The organism is Halorubrum vacuolatum, assembly GCF_900188065.1.
GTDB classification, from domain to species: Archaea; Halobacteriota; Halobacteria; order Halobacteriales; family Haloferacaceae; genus Halorubrum; species Halorubrum vacuolatum.
Genome location: NZ_FZNQ01000001.1, coordinates 95,460 through 111,013, shown reverse-complemented (window position 1 = coordinate 111,013; position 15,554 = coordinate 95,460). Strand labels below are relative to the sequence as shown.

The window sequence follows — 15,554 nt, the reverse complement described above, 5'->3', positions numbered from 1 at the left end:
CCCCTTTCGTCCCGTCTCACCCGGTGTTTTTCATCCCGGCGGCGATCCCGTTCACCGTGAGCCGGAGCGTCCGCTCCTCCTCCTCCGTTCGGTGGGATCGACCGAGCAGATGGACCTGCAGGAGGTTGAGCGGGTCGACGTACGGATTGCGTCGTTTGAGGCTCTCGGCGAGCCACTCACGCTGCGTGAGGGTGTCGCGGTCGCTGATCGCGAGGACCAGCTCGCAGGCACGTTCGTACTCGCCGATCAGCTCCGGGAAGAACCGCTCACGAAGCTCGTCGTCGGCCAACGAGGCGTACTCGGCGGCGATCTCCGGCTCCGTGCGGGCGAGCGCGAGCGCCGCGTTGTCGAGCGTCGTCCGGAAGAAGGGCCACTCCTCGTACATCTCCTGGAGGGTCTCCATTCCCTCCTCGCCGGCCGCATCGAGGTAGGCGTCGATCCCGGAGGCGATCGAGTACCACCCCGGGAGGATGAGCCGGCTCTGCGTCCACGAGAAGACCCAGGGGATCGCGCGCAGGTCTTCGACAGTTCGTTCGTCGCTTCGCGAGGCCGGACGCGAGCCGAGGTTGAGGTCCTCGACGACGGTGATCGGCGTCGCCTGCTCGAAGTAGGGGACGAACCCGTCGGTCTCCAGAAGCGAGCGATAGGTGTCGCGTGCGGCTGGCGCCATCGTCTCCATCGCTTCGACCCACGCGTCGGGGACGTCCTCGGTCGGCTCCTCGTTCGCCTCGTGGCGCGCACGGATCTGTGCGTCAAGCATCTGTTCGAGCTCGCGTTCGGCGATCCGGGGGTTGGCGTACTTCTCGGCGATCGCCTCGCCCTGCTCGGTGAACTTCACTTGCCCGGAGACGGTCTCGTTCGGCAGCGCCAAGAGCGCCTCGTTCATCGGGCCGCCGCCGCGCGAGATGGAGCCGCCGCGGCCGTGAAACAGCCGGAGCGTTATGTCCCGTTCACGGCAGAACCGGGCGATCCGCCGCTGGTTTTCATAGAGGTACCAGTTGGCGGCGAGAAAGCCGTTCTCCTTGTTCGAATCCGAGTATCCCAAAAGGACCTCCTGAAGGTCACCACGCGCTTCGAGTGCGGCGGCGTACGCCTCGTTGTCGAAGAGCGTCCCGAGGATCCGCTCGGCGCCGTTGAGCGCCGACTCGGTCTCCAACAGCGGGACGATGTCGACGCCGCAGTGATCCGGAAGGGTCAATACCCCAACCTGATCGGCCAAGAACAGGACCTCCAGGACGTGGCTCGGCTCCTCGGTCATCGAGATACAGTAGGTGTCTATCGCCTGGACCCCGTACTCCTCCTGCCAGCCGGCGAACTCGCGGAATCGGCGAATGACGCGCGCGGCGGTCTCCGAGACGTCGCCGGGGTCCTCGACATCGATCACGGGACTGTCCTGCAGGATCGCCTCGGTGAGGAAGTCGACACGCTCGTCCTCGTCCATCGATCGATACTCGACCCCCTCGACGGCGACCGCCTCGGCGACGGCCTCGGTGTGGTTCTCGCGGTGATCGCGGAGGTCGAGCGAGGCGAGCGTGAGCCCGAAGGTGTCGACCTGTCGTCGAAGCGGTTCGACGAACGACCGCCGTACCTGATCGTTGCGGTCCGTCGAGAGCGACTCGGCGATAACCTCGAGGTCCGCGAGGAACGCCTCACCGTCGGGATAGCCGCCGGGCCGGACGTCGTCGACGCGGTCGAGCCGCTCGCGCATCAGCTTGAGCTTCTGTCGATACGGCTCGTCGGGATATCGCTCGCGGGCCTCCGCGGCGACCGCGGGGAAGCGCTCGGCGTCCGCGGCGAGCGACTCGGTGAACTCGTCGGTGACGGCGTAGCGCTCGCCGTCCTGGCTCACCACCGCCGAGAGCCGTTTGAGCCGCTCGCGATACTTCTCCAGTGCGACCGACCGCTGTCGTGCCAACGTCTCATCGGTGACCTCCGGGGTGACGAAGGGGTTGCCGTCGCGGTCCGAGCCCGCCCACGAGCGGAACTCGAAGAGCTTCGGACAGTCGACGTCCTCGTAGGCCCCGGCGATCGTTCCCTCGAACTCCTCGTAGGCGTCGCCGACGACGTCGAAGAGAATGTTTTCGAGATACCAGCCGACGTTCCGCGCCTCGTCCTCCGGTTCCGGCCGTCGCTGACGCACCTGCCGGGTTCCCCAGAGGCTCGTCACCTCCGCGGTGACGTCACGCCAGATCGCCTCCCGTTCCCGGTCGGTGAGGTTTCGCTCGTCGAGTTCCTCCAAGTGGTTGGCGATGGAGCGAAGCTTCGATTTGACGGTCGCACGTCGGGCCTCGGTCGGATGGGCGGTGAACGTCGGCTCGATGAGCACGTCATCGAGCACCTCCCGGAGTTCATCGGCGGTGACGCCCGCATCCGAGAGTTCCTCGAGGGTGGACTCGAACGAGTCGTGGAGGGAGCCGTTCGCGTCCGCATCCCGGACCGCACGAACCCGCTCGCGCTCCTCGGCGAGGTTGATGAGCTCGAAGTAGGTGGTGAACGCCCGGGCGACGATCCCCTCCCGCGTCGTCGAGAGGTCGTCAACGGCGTTCCGAAGCGCGGTTCGATCCTCGGTGTCGCCCCGTCGGTAGTCGATGGACTCGTTTCGGAGGGTCTCGACGGTTTCGAACGCCTCGGTGGAGGTCTGTGCGGAGAGGACGTCCCCGACCAGCGCTCCCAACTCGCGGACGTCCGTCCGCACGTCTCGGTTGTGTAACGACATAACATACTGACACGCACGACGCCGGTTAAATCCGCGGTCCGATGGAAATGTTGCCTCGCTTGCGAGTGAACGTATCCGGCGTCGCGTCCGTCGTCGATCCGGTGAGGCTTCCGGACGGCACCGACGCGTTCCTCGGTTCGTCACGCTTTTTACCCGTCCGACCGGAGAACCTGTATGAGCCAGTCCGACAAGTATCCGGCTGAATCCGGCCGCCGGCGGTTCGTGAAGGGCGTCGTCGGGGGTGCCGCCCTCGCGGGCGTCGGTGCCGCCGGATCGGCGACCGTGAACTCCCTGACGACCGCCGGCGGCGTCGGGGGCGGACAGACCGTCGCGATGACGATCGCCCACACCGGCGGGCCGGCCCCGCGCGGGCTCCCGCAGATCCCGGTGCAGGTGAACGACGACGGATTCATCGAGGGCATCTGGCCCGAAACCGACACCATCGAGGAGGAGGGAATGGAAGTCGAGGTCGCCCAAGAAGAGCTCGGCGGTCGCACCTACTCCGGCGCATGGTTCCAGTACTGCGGGATCGAATCGCAAGAGAACGTCGATCCGAACCACGAATCGGACAACATCTTCCGTGCGAGCCCTGGCACCTACGATTGGCAGGACGAGTTGTACGACGACGGCGACCAGATCCACATCGACGACTTCGACGACTACGACACGTGGGGCAACGGGATCGGTCAGGACGGCGTCGGCAAGCCCGCGACGGTGACGTGGCGCTCCGAGGACGCCGACACCGATCTGAACGCCGTGGTCATCCGCTCGACGCAGATCGAGGAGGCCGCGGCGGAGGACGAGTGGCTGGAAGCCTCCACCGACGAGGGCTTCATGGCGTATCTCAACGTCTGTACCCACTTCTGTTGTATCCCCGGCTACAAGGAGCTCGAGGAGTCCGCCCGGTACAACGCCGAGGACGGCGCGTACTGTGTCTGTCATCAGTCGACGTACGACCCGTTCACCCTCGAGGAGGCGCTGTTCGTCGCCCGGCCGCGACCGGACTGAAAGACGCACCGTCCGACGACACATCGGCTCGTCCCGGCTCGGGACGATTCCCGACCGATCCCCGCGCTTTTTCGCCGTCCGTCCCCAACGAGCGTCCATGCCCTCAGACGAGGAGACGACGACAGGCGCCGACGTGGATGGTGACGAGGCGACCGGCACCGACGATTCCTTCGCCACGGAGGTCGCGGCGGCCCGGGAGCTGCTCTCGGGTGACGACATCGACGCGATCCACGTCGGCGTCGTCCGCGACGGGGAGGTGGACACCACGTTCGCCCAGCGGACCGGCGACGACCCCGAAAACGAGGGGCTCCGGGCGCTCGCCCTGCTGGCCGCCCACGTCCAACTCGTCGCCGAGGAGGCGGGCGTATCGGCCTCGACGGTCGCGGGGGATGCCGCGACGCTCGCGGGACAGGTCGAGCGGATCCCGGGCAGCACGGACGACCTGCCGGATGAGTAGCCGTCACTCGGAGGAGTCGACGGATTACTCCGAAGAGTTGGGGGTGTGCGACCGTGATTCCTCCCCACGCAGCCTCCGGAGCTGGTGAGCGGCACCGGCGAGTGCAACGAGCAGCACCGCGACGTTGAACGCAGCCAGTACGATCGGTTGATATGCCGGATCGAGCCACGTCCGTATCGCCGTTCCCACGTGTCCATAGGCGCTCCATCCGGCGATGAGCGCGAGCACGACGAGCGCCGCGAGCAGGACCCGATCGAGGAGCGCACGGATCTCCGAGGCCGAGAGTCGGCCGGATCGTGAGTCGGATGCGTCAGCGTCGTTCAGTGGTTGATCCGTCTCGGGTTCGGTCGTGGATGGGTCGGTCATGTCTGTGGCGTGTGTCGGTGATCGCGAACGCGGTTCGGAGCGGTCATCGGGTCGGTCCGTCATACGAGCCTCCGTGCATACAGCGCGGCGACGACGAGCGCGAGGACGGCCGCGAACACGCCGAAGCCGGGCGCGTCCTCGTCCTCGACGTCTTCGACGTCATCGACCGGCTCGTCCTCGACGACGTCTGCCGCGTCGTCCGCGACATCGTCCTCCGCGAAGTCCTCGACGGCGAATTCGACCGATTCGACCGTCTCGTTCGCGTCGATGGTCTCCTGTGGATCGAGGTTCGCGACGCTCTGGGTCTCGTCGATCAGCACGTCGTCGTCCCACAGCGCGACGTCGATGTAGTAGTTGTAGCCGTCCGGCACGTCGACGGTCGTGTCCACGGTCGCCGTTCGTCCCGGCCGGATCGCCTGGACCGTCTCCGTCGCGTCGTCCGCGACGACGTTCGAGTCGGCCTGACGAACCAGCACGCGGAGTTCGAGGTTCTCGGAGCGTTCGTCGCCGCCGTTCGTCACCGCGGCCGACGTCGAAAGCGTCGCCGTCCCGTCGTCGGCCTCACGCACCGAGACGCTCACCGTCGGCCAGATGTCGCCGTCGGTGAAGCCGACGTGTGAGTCCGCATACGACGGCGTCAGCGCCGAGACGCCGGAGACGCTGGTCGACTGGGTTGTCTGTCGCGTTCCGTCCTCATAGACGACGGCTTCGAGCTGATACCCACCCTCGCGATCGACCGCGAGGCTTCCGTTAACGGTGTGTTCGGTCGGTCGCTCACGATCCGTCGGGTCCGTCGATTCGGGTTCGATGTCGCCGACCGGTACGGTGGTCTCATCGACCAGCAGGCCGGACGTGTCATCGATGGCACGGTACCGCACCGTGACGTTCTCCGCGGCGCCGCCGCGATGTTCGAGGTCGAGTTTCATATCGAGGTCGGCGGTTGCGCCGCCGACCTCGTTCGGTTCGACGACCACGTCACCGACGCTGAGGTGGCTCGGCCGGTCTGGAGGGTCGTCCACGCGGGGATCATCGAGGGCGCCCGGCACGGCAGCGACGCCGACCGCCCCGGCGACGAGGACCACGGCGCCGAGGATGAGGGCAGTTCGAATGTCCATGTCATCCCACCAGTGTGGTTATATATGTGTTTTCGGGGGACCCGCCAGCACGTCCCGTCCGAAACGAGCGTGTGCGTCGCGGATCGATTCTGCCGGCTTAGAGAACGCGATACCGTCCGCCCGACTCCGAGAGGTCACCACGGCGGGTCAGTTTCGCGAGGAGATCGCGGGCGGCCTCCTCCGGGACGCCGTGGTCGGTCGCGTACCCGACGATCCCGGCCTCGGTCGGCTCCTCGGCCTCCCGGACCGCGTCACGAACGATCTCGTCGCGCGAGCGCGACGTTGACCCGCCTTCGGTCGCGGCGGCCCCGGCCTCGAAGACGGCGTCGGCGTCGAGCCCGGACGCCTCCAGATACTCGCGGTCGTCGACGCCCGAGTCCTCGATCGCGACCTCGAGGTCGGCGACGTGTGCGACCTCGGCGAACGTCTCGCTCTCGCCACGTTTCCGCGCGAGCAGTGCCGCTCGTGCCTCCCGCGCCTCCTCGCGGTCCTCGGAGGTATAAAAGGCGTTCAGTTTCGCCGTTTGATGGGTGCGGCCACAGCGGGGACACCGAGCGGTCTCGTTGGCGCGCCGGTCGCGGAGGAGCCAGACGTTCCCACAGTCGGTACAGCCGACGACGGCGTACATACCGATCCCTCTGTCCGGATCCGGTTTGAACCCTCGGATGAGGATGGCGATGACGAGCGATGTATTTTCTCGCCCGATTTGTTCCGTGTACCGTTGCCTGAATCCCCGTACGCTGCCGGCGCGGTGTCCGCACAGGGGATGGTCACGAGTTCGCCGGGTTCGACCAGTCCGGAGAGCCATGCTGCGTACGGCCCGACCGGCTTGGCTCGTCCGCCGCGTCCGCACGCCTCGGTTGGCCAGCGAGCGACCTGTCGGGCCGAGACGTTCGTCGCCTGTCAGGCCGAGACGTTCGTCGCCTGTCAGGCCGAGACGTACGTCGCCTGTCGATCAACCGGAGGGCGACGACCGCGATGAAGCGGTCTACTGCGGGCGAGTACAACACCATCGCGATGGCCCCCAGTCAGCGGCGTCACCGACCGCATCTCCACATTGAGGCGGGATGTGGACATACTCGTGGGGTCGGGACACGTAATGACGGGTGTTTGGTCGTCGACCCCATTGAATCGGGACCGTGTATTAGGAGAGGCTTTCGTCCCCCATACGCGACGATTCAGCGAGTTCACCATCAGCTACTCGGAGCGGCTCATCCATGAGCGCCATGAACCGCGCTTTCCCCTCCTTTGGATCGTAGCCGTCCTGTCTGAGGTGAGCGAGTGGAGCGACCGTCGGGTTACGCTCCCAGTGGCACCAGACCGCCGTCTCGCCCGTGTGTGTCGGGAACAGTCGGACATGTAACTGCCACTGGCCCACGATCCCCGTGGGTCGGTAGGCGTAGCTGCCTTCCTCAAATCGCATCGCTCCGTTTCGTTTATAAGCGTGGAGATAGGCCCGGATCTGCGGTCGAAATCCGTAGTCCGTAAGCCGTTTCCGGGCTTTAGCAGGCGGGACGGCCCAAACGCCGAGATACTCGCGATCCGGCGGCGGCAACACTCGAAGATGCATCGGCAACAGTCGATCCGGTAGTCGAACCGACCACCGGGCTGCCCAGCGTCGGACCCGCCACAACGGAAGCCAGCGGAATGCCAACCAGCCAACGGCCAGAAGCGTCGTGAGCGTGATCGCCCTCCTCAGGGATGCGGGACCGTCGGTCGGCTCCGTGTTGTCGTTGCTCATTGCTCGCTTCCCACGTTTAATCCACTCGGTCGACAAGCAAAGTCGTACTGAATCTACGGCCAGATACAAAGGGCCATGAGCGACCATCCCGTGGATGACGTATGGGCGGGGACGACTCACCGGCGCGACGTTCGTCGCTCGCGACGATCCTCCGTGGTGGGTCGCTTTACACGGTCGGGAAGGTCGCCTTCGACATCGGCGAATTCCTGTTGCATCTGCTCGTCTCTCGGTGGCTCGGTGCGGGACCCTACGGGCTGTTCGCGTACGGAAAGACGCTCGCGTTCACCGCGCTGTTGGTGACGAACTTCGGGAGCGACAAGTCGATCCTCCGATACCTCCCTCAATATGCGGGGGACCCGCCACGTCGACGCTTCCTGCTGGCGCTCGCATGGCTCACCTCGATACTCGGCGCAAGTATCGTCGCAGGTGGGCTGTTCGTCGCCGCACCCACGGTGAACGCGCTGACACTTGAGGAGTCGGCGTTCGTCGGCGTCCTCCGACTGTTCGCCGTTATCCTCTTTCTCGATACGATCGCCAACCTACTGTATGCGACGTTCAGGGCGCTCGAACTCATCGAATACGAAGTCCTGAGTAAGCGGCTTTTTAAACCACTCATGCGGGTCACCTGCGTCGGTCTCGCGCTCCTTGGCGGCGTCTCGGTGTTCGGTGTGGTCGCGGCGATGGTCGTCGCCAGCGTCCTTACACTCGGACTAGCCGGCTATCTGTTCTCCACGCGAACCGAAATCCGACCACAACTCCGGTCCCCGGCAGCGACCCGCGAAACCGTCCGAGGCTACTACAACTACTCGCTCCCACTGAGCGCGAAGGAGGCGGGAACCCTGCTTCAGGGCCGGCTTGACGTGTTGTTGGTTGGCGTGTTCCTCTCGGCGACCGCGGTCGGGATTTATAACATCGCCGTGCTGCTTGCGGGCGTCCTTTATATCCCTCTCCTCGCGGCCAATCAGCTGTTCGCACCGGTCGCTTCCCGGCTGTACTCGCGGGAGCATCGAGCCGACCTCGAAGCTGTCTACTCGGCCGTCACCCGCTGGATATTCACGATCAGTCTCCTCCTTACGCTCTTCATCGCGACGTTTCGGACCGAGCTGTTGGGGCTGTTCGGTTCCCAGTTCACCGCCGGCACGACCGTCCTTTTGTTGCTGCTTTTCGGCCAACTGTGTAACGCCGCGACCGGGCCGAGCGGCTACCTGTTGATGATGACCGACCATCAGTACGTCGTGATGGCCAACGAGTGGGTATTCGGCATCGCCAACGCCGTGCTCACCGTCATCTTCATCCAGCTTTACGGCCTCGTTGGCGCGGCGATGGCTTCCGCCGGCGTCCTCGCCGTGCGCAATCTCACTAAACTGCTCGAAGTCCGATATCTCGAACGAATGACGCCGTACAGCCGAGCCTATTATAAGCCGGTGTCCGCGGGGGCGCTCACCGCGCTCGCGCTTTATTCCACACAGTGGATCACCCCGAGCGACTGGGTCGGGGTCGTCATCGGCGGTCTCACGGCGATCGTCATCTATGCGGGGACGCTTCGGGCACTCGGGCTCGAAGCTATCGACGCCGAGTTGTACGCCGATCTCCTCGATCGCTCACCCTGATCGTTAGGTGACTGTGGACCAATATCTTGGCATGGATCTCGATGGTCGTCGCGTGCGGACGCATCTCGAATCGGGACTGGATCGTCTCGGCGTCCGGTCTCGACTCCGTCGCCTCTATTGGGCGCTTGAGGTCCCCTCGGTGCTCTATCGGCTCTCCCCGCGCGAGACGATCGTCCACGAAATCGATGGCCACCGCGTCGAGTTTCCGACCACCGCCAAGTGGCAGTACGAGCGCTTTCGTTTCATGCATCCCGAGTACGAACTCTTCGAGGAACTCAGCGAGGAACTCGCCGCAGGCGACGTGTTTTACGACATCGGCGCACACCTCGGTTGGCACGCCGTCGTCGCCGCCGCAGTCGTCCCGAACGTGACCGTCGAGGCGTTCGAACCCCATCCGGCGGCGGCGGCCGGCCTTCGAGAGGTCGTCGCGGCCACCGGTCACGATATTCGCGTGCACGAGATCGCACTCGATGAGACGAACGGGACCGCCGAGTTCACCGCCGAGCCGACGCCCGCAGCCCGCCTCTCGACCGCCCAGCCCGAAGCCCTTCACTCGACCATTGAGGTCGAAACCGCCACCGGTGACCACCTCGTGAATGACAGCGTGATCGAGCCGCCCGACATCATCAAAATCGACGCCGAAGGCGCCGACGCCGCGGTGCTCCGTGGGCTTGAAGCGACGATCGACGCCTACGAACCGCGGGTCATCTACTGTGAGATTCACGTCGACGGCGAGGAGATCCGAGAATTCCTCACTGCCTCCGGGTACGAGTACGAGCCGGTTTTCTCCTCGCGTCCGGTGCTCCGGGCGACGCCGGCGTAGCGCCGGGGCGGCTGACCGTTCGATCCCGGCCGGCGACCGAGCCTCCGATCCCGCCGATCAGTCGGTTTCGGTTCCACGACGATGCCCATGGACCGTCGGTTCCGGCGGCGACGATCCGCCCCGGCTGACGACTTGGCGGGCGACGACGACGCTCACCGTCGCCAGGCCGACGCCGGCGATCACGTCGATGAGCCAGTGAATGCCGAGCGCCATCGTGGAGACCACGATGCTCGTCGCCAGTACGAACGCGATCGGGGTCCATCGTGGGAACTCGTCGTGAGTCAATACCGCGATCGCCAGCACCGTCACCGATAGCGAGGTGTGAAGCGAGGGAAAGACGTTCGTCTGGGAGTTGACGAGCGAGGTGAGGTAGACGATGTCGGGAAACAGTTCGACGAGCCCGTGGCTCACCGATGCCGCCGACTCCGACTCCGCGTGGAACGTCCGCGGCCCGTAGGCCCGGACGGCCGCATAACAGACGACGGCGACGCCGTAGTTGACCGCGTAGGCGGCGACCAGCGTCTTGAGCGGTCGCGTCGACGACGCGAACACGTACGCGACCAGCGGGAAGGTCAACAGTACCGCGTATCCGAAGACGTACACGCCGGAGAAATACAGCGTCGCCCATTCCGGGAACGCCGCCTGAATCGTCGCGACGACGTCGCCCTCGATGGCGTGAAACGTCGCCGTTGGCTCGACTCCGTAGGCGTACGAGAAGGCGACGATGTGGGTCTGGAGTCCCTTGTTGATCGCCAAGATCGCCGCGAGGACCGCGATGAACGGGGCGACCGCCCGCAGCCGTCGACGAACGAAGACGCGGTCATCGCGGAGCCTCGACAGCCGCTCCCGATCGACACAAAAGAGACACAACACGGCGAGCGAGACGGCGGTGACGGCGAGGACGACCGTGACCAACGCGACGCTAAGGAGGAGGCTCATTCAGACCTCGGCCGTGACTCGGCGGTGTCGGTCCTTGCGGGAGTCGATCGAAGCGACGACACGATTGAAATGGATACGTACCACGACACTTAGTGTCTTTCCGTTCACAACACGCCGACCGATCGCGAGCCAGACCCCTCTCGATCCGATGACGGGTTGTACCACCGACCGATCGGTACCCGTCGTCATCCGACGATCGATGCACGTCGTCATCCGGGGATCGTTCACCGCGCGGATTTTAGGGTCGTCACCGCATACGGATCGATATGTACGCGGTCTCCGTCTCCCGGGCGTTCGTGGCACAGCACTACCTCACCGTTCCCAACCCCGACCCTGCGGAGGCGACGCTGCATTCACATCACTTCACGGTTGAGGCCACGTTCCGCGGACCCGAACTCGCCGCGTATGGCTACCTCGTCGACATCGACGCGGTCAGCGAGGCGATGGACGCCGTCGTCGACGGGCTTCGTGACGAGACGCTGAACGACCTTCCGGCGTTCGAGGGCAAGAATCCGAGCGTCGAACGGCTCTCCTCGGTCTTCGCGGATCGACTGCTTGCACGGCTCTCGCCGGAGGCCGCCACGGAACTACGGGTTCGGATCGACGAGGACGACGTCGCGACCGTTGCACACACGCGGGAGTTATAGTCGACCGCTCAGGAATCCGCTGATACGGCCGCTCAGTCACCCGATGCACCGTGTCCGACACGCGACGCGAGATCCGCGAGGATCGTCTCCGCGTGCCCCTCGGGTGAGACGCCCTCGTACGCGAGGACGACGGTGCCGTCCGAATCGAGGACGTAGGTGTTCCTGAAGACGCCGTCGAAGACGTTCCCGAACATCCGCTTTTCGCCGTAGGAGTCGTAGTCGCTTGCGACCGCACCATCCGGGTCCGACAGCAGGTCGAACGGCAGGTCGTATTCGGCGGCGAACGGGGAGAGATCGCTCACGGGATCGTCGCTCACCCCGACGACGGTCACGTCCGCGTTCGTGAAGGCGTCCCATTCGTCACGGAAGCCGCAGGCCTCCGTCGTACAGCCGGGCGTGTCCGCCCGTGGGTAAAAGTAGACGACGGTGTAGGCGGCGTCCGGGTCCGGCACGGAGACCGGGTCGTTGTCCTGATTTTGCAGCGTGAACGTGGGGGCATCCGTGCCGACTTCGAGCATGGATCTGCATGGGCGTGGATGTCGCATAGGCGGTTCGATCCGGTCCCGGGTGGATCGTCTCTTTATATACGGTGTCCCGGTTCGCACAGGCCGATACGGCTCCGTTGAACTCCTCCTCTTCGGACGGATCTTTATTTGTAAGGGTCGGTCGGTGAGGGGTCCAAAGTGATCGGTTGGTTGCTCGGATCGGTTATAAGCGATCATGAAGGGCCGTGCGACTGTTTATAAATCGTGGCGGTGATCCGGGGCGTTCGGCGGAGTACCGAGCGGGGAGCGCGGATCGACTGTCGCCTTCGCACCGCACTCGCACCGCATTCGCACCGCACTCGCACCACACTCGCACTGCCTTCGCACCGCACTCGCACCTCATTCGCACCGCATCCACACCCGCACCGCAGCCTCACGCCTCCCCAGCCTCGGCAGGCGGGCGGCGAGCGGAAATCGCTCGCTGCCCGCCGTGCCTCCCTCGCGCTCGGTTTCGCGCCCTCCGGGCGCTCACCGGGGCGCGCCGACCGCCAGCGGTCATTTATATATTGCTTCGTCATCCGGTCAGTGGGATATATTAGCGACCGATCGAGTTCGAGATCGTTCGCTGCGTCCACTGTATTGATCACACCCCCCAGCCAAAACCGCCCACCGACCGGGGATTTCAACGGATCCACCGATACGGATTCGGGTCGTGTACCCGTTATTCCGCGGACGGACAGAACGCGCCCGCGACGAGCAGCGGGAAGACGAGCGTCGCCTCCGCCTCGATCTGGGTGTAGTTCGATCGCCCGTCCTTGATCTTCCCCCACGAGACGGCCTCGTTGGGCGGGGCTCCCGAGAGCGAGCCGTCCCCCTCCATCCCCGTGGAGATGTAGACGACGTAGTCCGCGCCGCCGCGGAAGAGGTTCGTCATGATGGCGTGGTGTTTCGGGATGCCACCGCCGACGGCGATGAGCCCCGTCGTGTCCGCGCCGAATCCCTCTTCGATGAGTGCGTCGTAGTCGTCGAGGATCTCGATGCCGACCTCGGTGTCCTGTCCCTGCCGGTAGTAGTAGAGGAAGTTGCCGACCTCGGCGTCGGTGAGCGCCGGACAGTAGACGGGCACGTCGTTGTCTGCTGCCTGTTTCAACACCGACTGCTCGTCATCGAGCGTCTCGCCGAGTTCGCGGGAGAACGCGGTCGGCGTACGGATCTTCTCCTCGGCGAAGAAGTCGTCGAAGAAGTCGTAGAGGTACTCCTCCAACCAGACGTACCGATCGGAGGGGACGTAGAGGTTACCGAGCCGGTTGATCCCCCGCTCGCGGAGTTCGGCCTCGTCGGCGTTCCAGTTGCCCATCTTGAACGGCTTGGCCGTCTTGATCACGTCCTCGGTGATCGATCCCGACGTCGTGATGATCACGTCGACGTACCCCTCCTCGACGAGGTAGGCGACGACCTCGCGCAGCCCCGAGGAGATGATGTTCGAGGTGAACGTTAAGTAGACGGTGGCGTCGGCCTCCTGCATCCGTTCGGCGATGTCGATGGCCTCCGCGAGCTGGGTCGCCTGAAAGCCGGTCGTCGCGTACGATTCGAGGAACTCCCCGAAGTCGAACTTCCCGCGGAAGTCGTAGCCGCGGACGTCCGGCGTGGACAGTTCCTCGTCGCTTCCGGGGAGGACGTGGTCGTGGGAGCGATCTGGATCCATACCACCGGTTACACGATGACTGCCTTGAAGCGTCCGAAATCGTCCGGCGGTGGGTTCAGCGGCTCTCGCCCGCGTGGGAACCCCGCATCGTCCGGAGCTTACCCCTCCCCGGGGGACAGTTGCATCCCGTCGTGAGCGACCACCACGTCGCCCTCGAAGCCGGCGGCACGTACGCCCCGCACGAGTTCTTCCTCGCGGCCGGCGGTGTGCGGATAGAGATGTGAGAGCACGAGCGTCCCGACGTCCGTCCCCGCGAGCGCCTCCCCGAGCGACGTCGGCGTCGGGTGTCCCGAGACGTCCACGTCGTCGGGGAACGAACAGTCGTGAACGAACACGTCGGTCCCGTCGGCGAACCGCGCGAGTCCGGCGAACGCCTCCGAATCCCCCGAGAGGGTGAGCGGCCCCTCCCGTGCCGGAACGTCGCTTTCGGGTGCGGCGAGCCGATACGCGAGACATCGGAGCGAGTGACGGGTCTCGCGCGCGGTCACGTCGAATCCCGCGGCCGTGAACGACGTCCCGGCGGCGACCCCCCGGACGGCGACGTCGACCCGGCCATCGAGATACTCGAAGGTCGAAAAGAGGCCGTCGACGAGCGCGGCGGTTCCTGTCGGACCGATCACCTCGAGGTGCTCCTCGCCGGCAAGCCAGCGCGCCTTGAGAAGCGGGAACAGATCCGCAACGTGATCGAGGTGATGATGGGTGAGGAGAACGGTCGAGACGTCCTCATAGCCGACGTCCGTCTCCGCGAGCCGTGAGAGCACGCCGGCGCCGCAGTCGACGAGCAGATTCCTCTCCCCGCCGGCGATGAGATAGCCGGCCTGCCGTCGTTCGGGAACGGGCATCGCGGTGCCTGAGCCGAGCACGGTGAGTTGCATACGCGACGGATCCGACTCCGACGACAAGTACCTGCTTCCCTCCCGGGGATCGCTGACGTCGGTGTCGGTTACTCCATCCGCCGTCGAATCCGGCCGACCGTCCGGGACATCAATGCACTTCCGGCCACGTCCGGTCGACCGCCCGGGACGATACGCCTTTCCGCCGCCGGGCCGCAGCCCTCGATATGACCGATCAGCTCGACACGCCGGTGCTCGACAACCACCTGCATCTCGACCCACGCCACGGCCGCGGGCTTGAGGCCGTTCGGGACTTCGTCCGGCTCGGCGGTACCCACCTCCTCGTGGTGAACAAGCCGTCGTGGCTCCTCGGCGTCGAGGTCGACGAGCCGGCCTCCTTCCGACCGGTCTTCGAGGAGACGATGGAGACGGTCGCGGCGGCGACCGATCTCCTTCCCGGACGAGCGTGGCCGGTCCTCGGCGTCCACCCGGGACTGATCAGCCGGCTGGTCGACGAGCGTGGTTTCGATCCCGACGCCGCGCGTGACCTCATGTGTGGTGGGATCGACGTCGCGGCGTCGTTCGTCGAGGAGGGTCGCGCGCTCGCGCTGAAATCGGGACGGCCACATTACGAGGTGTCATCGGCGGTCTGGGACGCCTCGAACGGGGTGATCCGGCACGCCTTCGCGCGTGGCGCGGACCTCGACTGTGCCGTTCAACTTCACACCGAGGCGAGCGAGGAGCTGACCGACCTCGCGGAGCTCGCCGAGTCGGTCGGACTGGACCGTGGCCGCGTCGTCAAACACTACGCCGCCGGCGAACTCGCGGGACCGGTCCCGAGCGTGATGAGCGAACGGGATCGTCTGGAGCGGGCGGCCCGGTCGGGCGAACCGTTCCTGATGGAGACCGACTTCGTCGACGACCCGGACCGTCCGGGCGCGGTGCTCGGCCCGAAGACCGTCCCGCGACGGGTTCGGTGGCTGTTAGAGGAGGGATACGAAGCGGCGGTCCATCGTGCACATGTGGAGACCCCCGCGGCGGTCTATGGGATCGACACCGAAGCGACGTTCGACGCATGAGCTGTCGCTCGAGCGGGGACGACCCGACCA

General features: G+C 65.6%; 16 protein-coding genes. 7 read left to right on the top strand and 9 right to left on the bottom strand.

Annotated features, from left to right (window positions below; all coding sequences use genetic code 11):
• Positions 1–16: 16 nt before the first annotated feature.
• Entirely contained in the window at positions 17–2,716 is a 2,700-nt protein-coding gene (gene ppc / locus CHB65_RS00575; RefSeq protein ID WP_089383105.1) for a phosphoenolpyruvate carboxylase, read from the bottom strand.
• Positions 2,717–2,890: 174 nt separating this feature from the next.
• Between ppc and CHB65_RS00570 the strand changes: the two genes are divergently transcribed.
• Positions 2,891–3,724: a Rieske (2Fe-2S) protein gene (locus tag CHB65_RS00570; RefSeq protein WP_089383104.1), complete on the top strand. Its 834-nt coding sequence runs from the start codon at positions 2,891–2,893 to the stop codon at positions 3,722–3,724.
• 97 nt (positions 3,725–3,821) lie between these two features.
• The gene (locus CHB65_RS00565; protein ID WP_245809878.1) at positions 3,822–4,181 is read left to right on the top strand and encodes a hypothetical protein; all 360 of its coding nucleotides are present in this window, start codon (positions 3,822–3,824) and stop codon (positions 4,179–4,181) included.
• 24 nt (positions 4,182–4,205) lie between these two features.
• Here the strand turns inward: CHB65_RS00565 and CHB65_RS00560 are convergent, their stop codons facing one another.
• The 3 genes from CHB65_RS00560 to CHB65_RS00550 form a co-directional block, all read right to left on the bottom strand.
• Positions 4,206–4,547: a hypothetical protein gene (locus CHB65_RS00560; RefSeq protein WP_394335397.1), complete on the bottom strand. Its 342-nt coding sequence runs from the start codon at positions 4,545–4,547 to the stop codon at positions 4,206–4,208.
• Between the two features lie 59 nt (positions 4,548–4,606).
• Positions 4,607–5,662 (bottom strand): DUF7490 domain-containing protein, encoded by a 1,056-nt coding sequence (locus tag CHB65_RS00555; protein ID WP_089383102.1) that lies wholly within the window; start codon positions 5,660–5,662, stop codon positions 4,607–4,609.
• Positions 5,663–5,759: 97 nt separating this feature from the next.
• Positions 5,760–6,290, bottom strand: a complete 531-nt coding sequence (locus tag CHB65_RS00550) for a DUF5817 domain-containing protein (RefSeq protein ID WP_089383101.1) — start codon at positions 6,288–6,290, stop codon at positions 5,760–5,762.
• Between the two features lie 93 nt (positions 6,291–6,383).
• Between CHB65_RS00550 and CHB65_RS00545 the strand changes: the two genes are divergently transcribed.
• On the top strand, positions 6,384–6,644 hold the full coding sequence (locus CHB65_RS00545) for a hypothetical protein (protein WP_143420326.1): 261 nt from the start codon (positions 6,384–6,386) through the stop codon (positions 6,642–6,644).
• A gap of 162 nt (positions 6,645–6,806) precedes the next feature.
• On the opposite strand, the gene CHB65_RS16695 is transcribed toward CHB65_RS00545, so the two are convergent.
• Positions 6,807–7,403 carry a hypothetical protein gene (locus CHB65_RS16695; RefSeq protein WP_143420325.1) on the bottom strand — a complete coding sequence of 199 codons (597 nt, stop codon included), beginning with the start codon at positions 7,401–7,403 and terminating at the stop codon, positions 6,807–6,809.
• Positions 7,404–7,504: 101 nt separating this feature from the next.
• Between CHB65_RS16695 and CHB65_RS00535 the strand changes: the two genes are divergently transcribed.
• Together CHB65_RS00535 and CHB65_RS00530 are read left to right on the top strand one after the other, a co-directional pair.
• Entirely contained in the window at positions 7,505–9,013 is a 1,509-nt protein-coding gene (locus CHB65_RS00535; RefSeq protein WP_089383098.1) for an oligosaccharide flippase family protein, read from the top strand.
• A 31-nt stretch (positions 9,014–9,044) separates the two neighbouring features.
• On the top strand, positions 9,045–9,836 hold the full coding sequence (locus tag CHB65_RS00530) for an FkbM family methyltransferase (RefSeq protein WP_089383097.1): 792 nt from the start codon (positions 9,045–9,047) through the stop codon (positions 9,834–9,836).
• 57 nt (positions 9,837–9,893) lie between these two features.
• Here CHB65_RS00530 and CHB65_RS00525 read toward each other — a convergent pair whose 3' ends face one another.
• A complete protein-coding gene (locus CHB65_RS00525) occupies positions 9,894–10,775 on the bottom strand; it encodes a phosphatase PAP2 family protein (protein ID WP_089383096.1) in 882 nt (293 codons plus the stop codon).
• 266 nt (positions 10,776–11,041) lie between these two features.
• On the opposite strand from CHB65_RS00525, the gene CHB65_RS00515 reads away from it, so the two are divergent.
• Positions 11,042–11,422 carry a 6-pyruvoyl trahydropterin synthase family protein gene (locus tag CHB65_RS00515; RefSeq protein WP_089383094.1) on the top strand — a complete coding sequence of 127 codons (381 nt, stop codon included), beginning with the start codon at positions 11,042–11,044 and terminating at the stop codon, positions 11,420–11,422.
• A 32-nt stretch (positions 11,423–11,454) separates the two neighbouring features.
• Here the strand turns inward: CHB65_RS00515 and CHB65_RS00510 are convergent, their stop codons facing one another.
• The 3 genes from CHB65_RS00510 to CHB65_RS00500 form a co-directional block, all read right to left on the bottom strand.
• Complete coding sequence (locus CHB65_RS00510; protein ID WP_089383093.1) at positions 11,455–11,940, bottom strand: peroxiredoxin; 486 nt, start codon at positions 11,938–11,940, stop codon at positions 11,455–11,457.
• 688 nt (positions 11,941–12,628) lie between these two features.
• The gene (locus CHB65_RS00505; RefSeq protein WP_089383092.1) at positions 12,629–13,612 is read right to left on the bottom strand and encodes a deoxyhypusine synthase; all 984 of its coding nucleotides are present in this window, start codon (positions 13,610–13,612) and stop codon (positions 12,629–12,631) included.
• A gap of 98 nt (positions 13,613–13,710) precedes the next feature.
• Complete coding sequence (locus CHB65_RS00500) at positions 13,711–14,487, bottom strand: MBL fold metallo-hydrolase (protein ID WP_089383091.1); 777 nt, start codon at positions 14,485–14,487, stop codon at positions 13,711–13,713.
• A gap of 185 nt (positions 14,488–14,672) precedes the next feature.
• Between CHB65_RS00500 and CHB65_RS00495 the strand changes: the two genes are divergently transcribed.
• The gene (locus tag CHB65_RS00495) at positions 14,673–15,524 is read left to right on the top strand and encodes a TatD family hydrolase (protein ID WP_089383090.1); all 852 of its coding nucleotides are present in this window, start codon (positions 14,673–14,675) and stop codon (positions 15,522–15,524) included.
• Positions 15,525–15,554 lie beyond the last annotated feature (30 nt).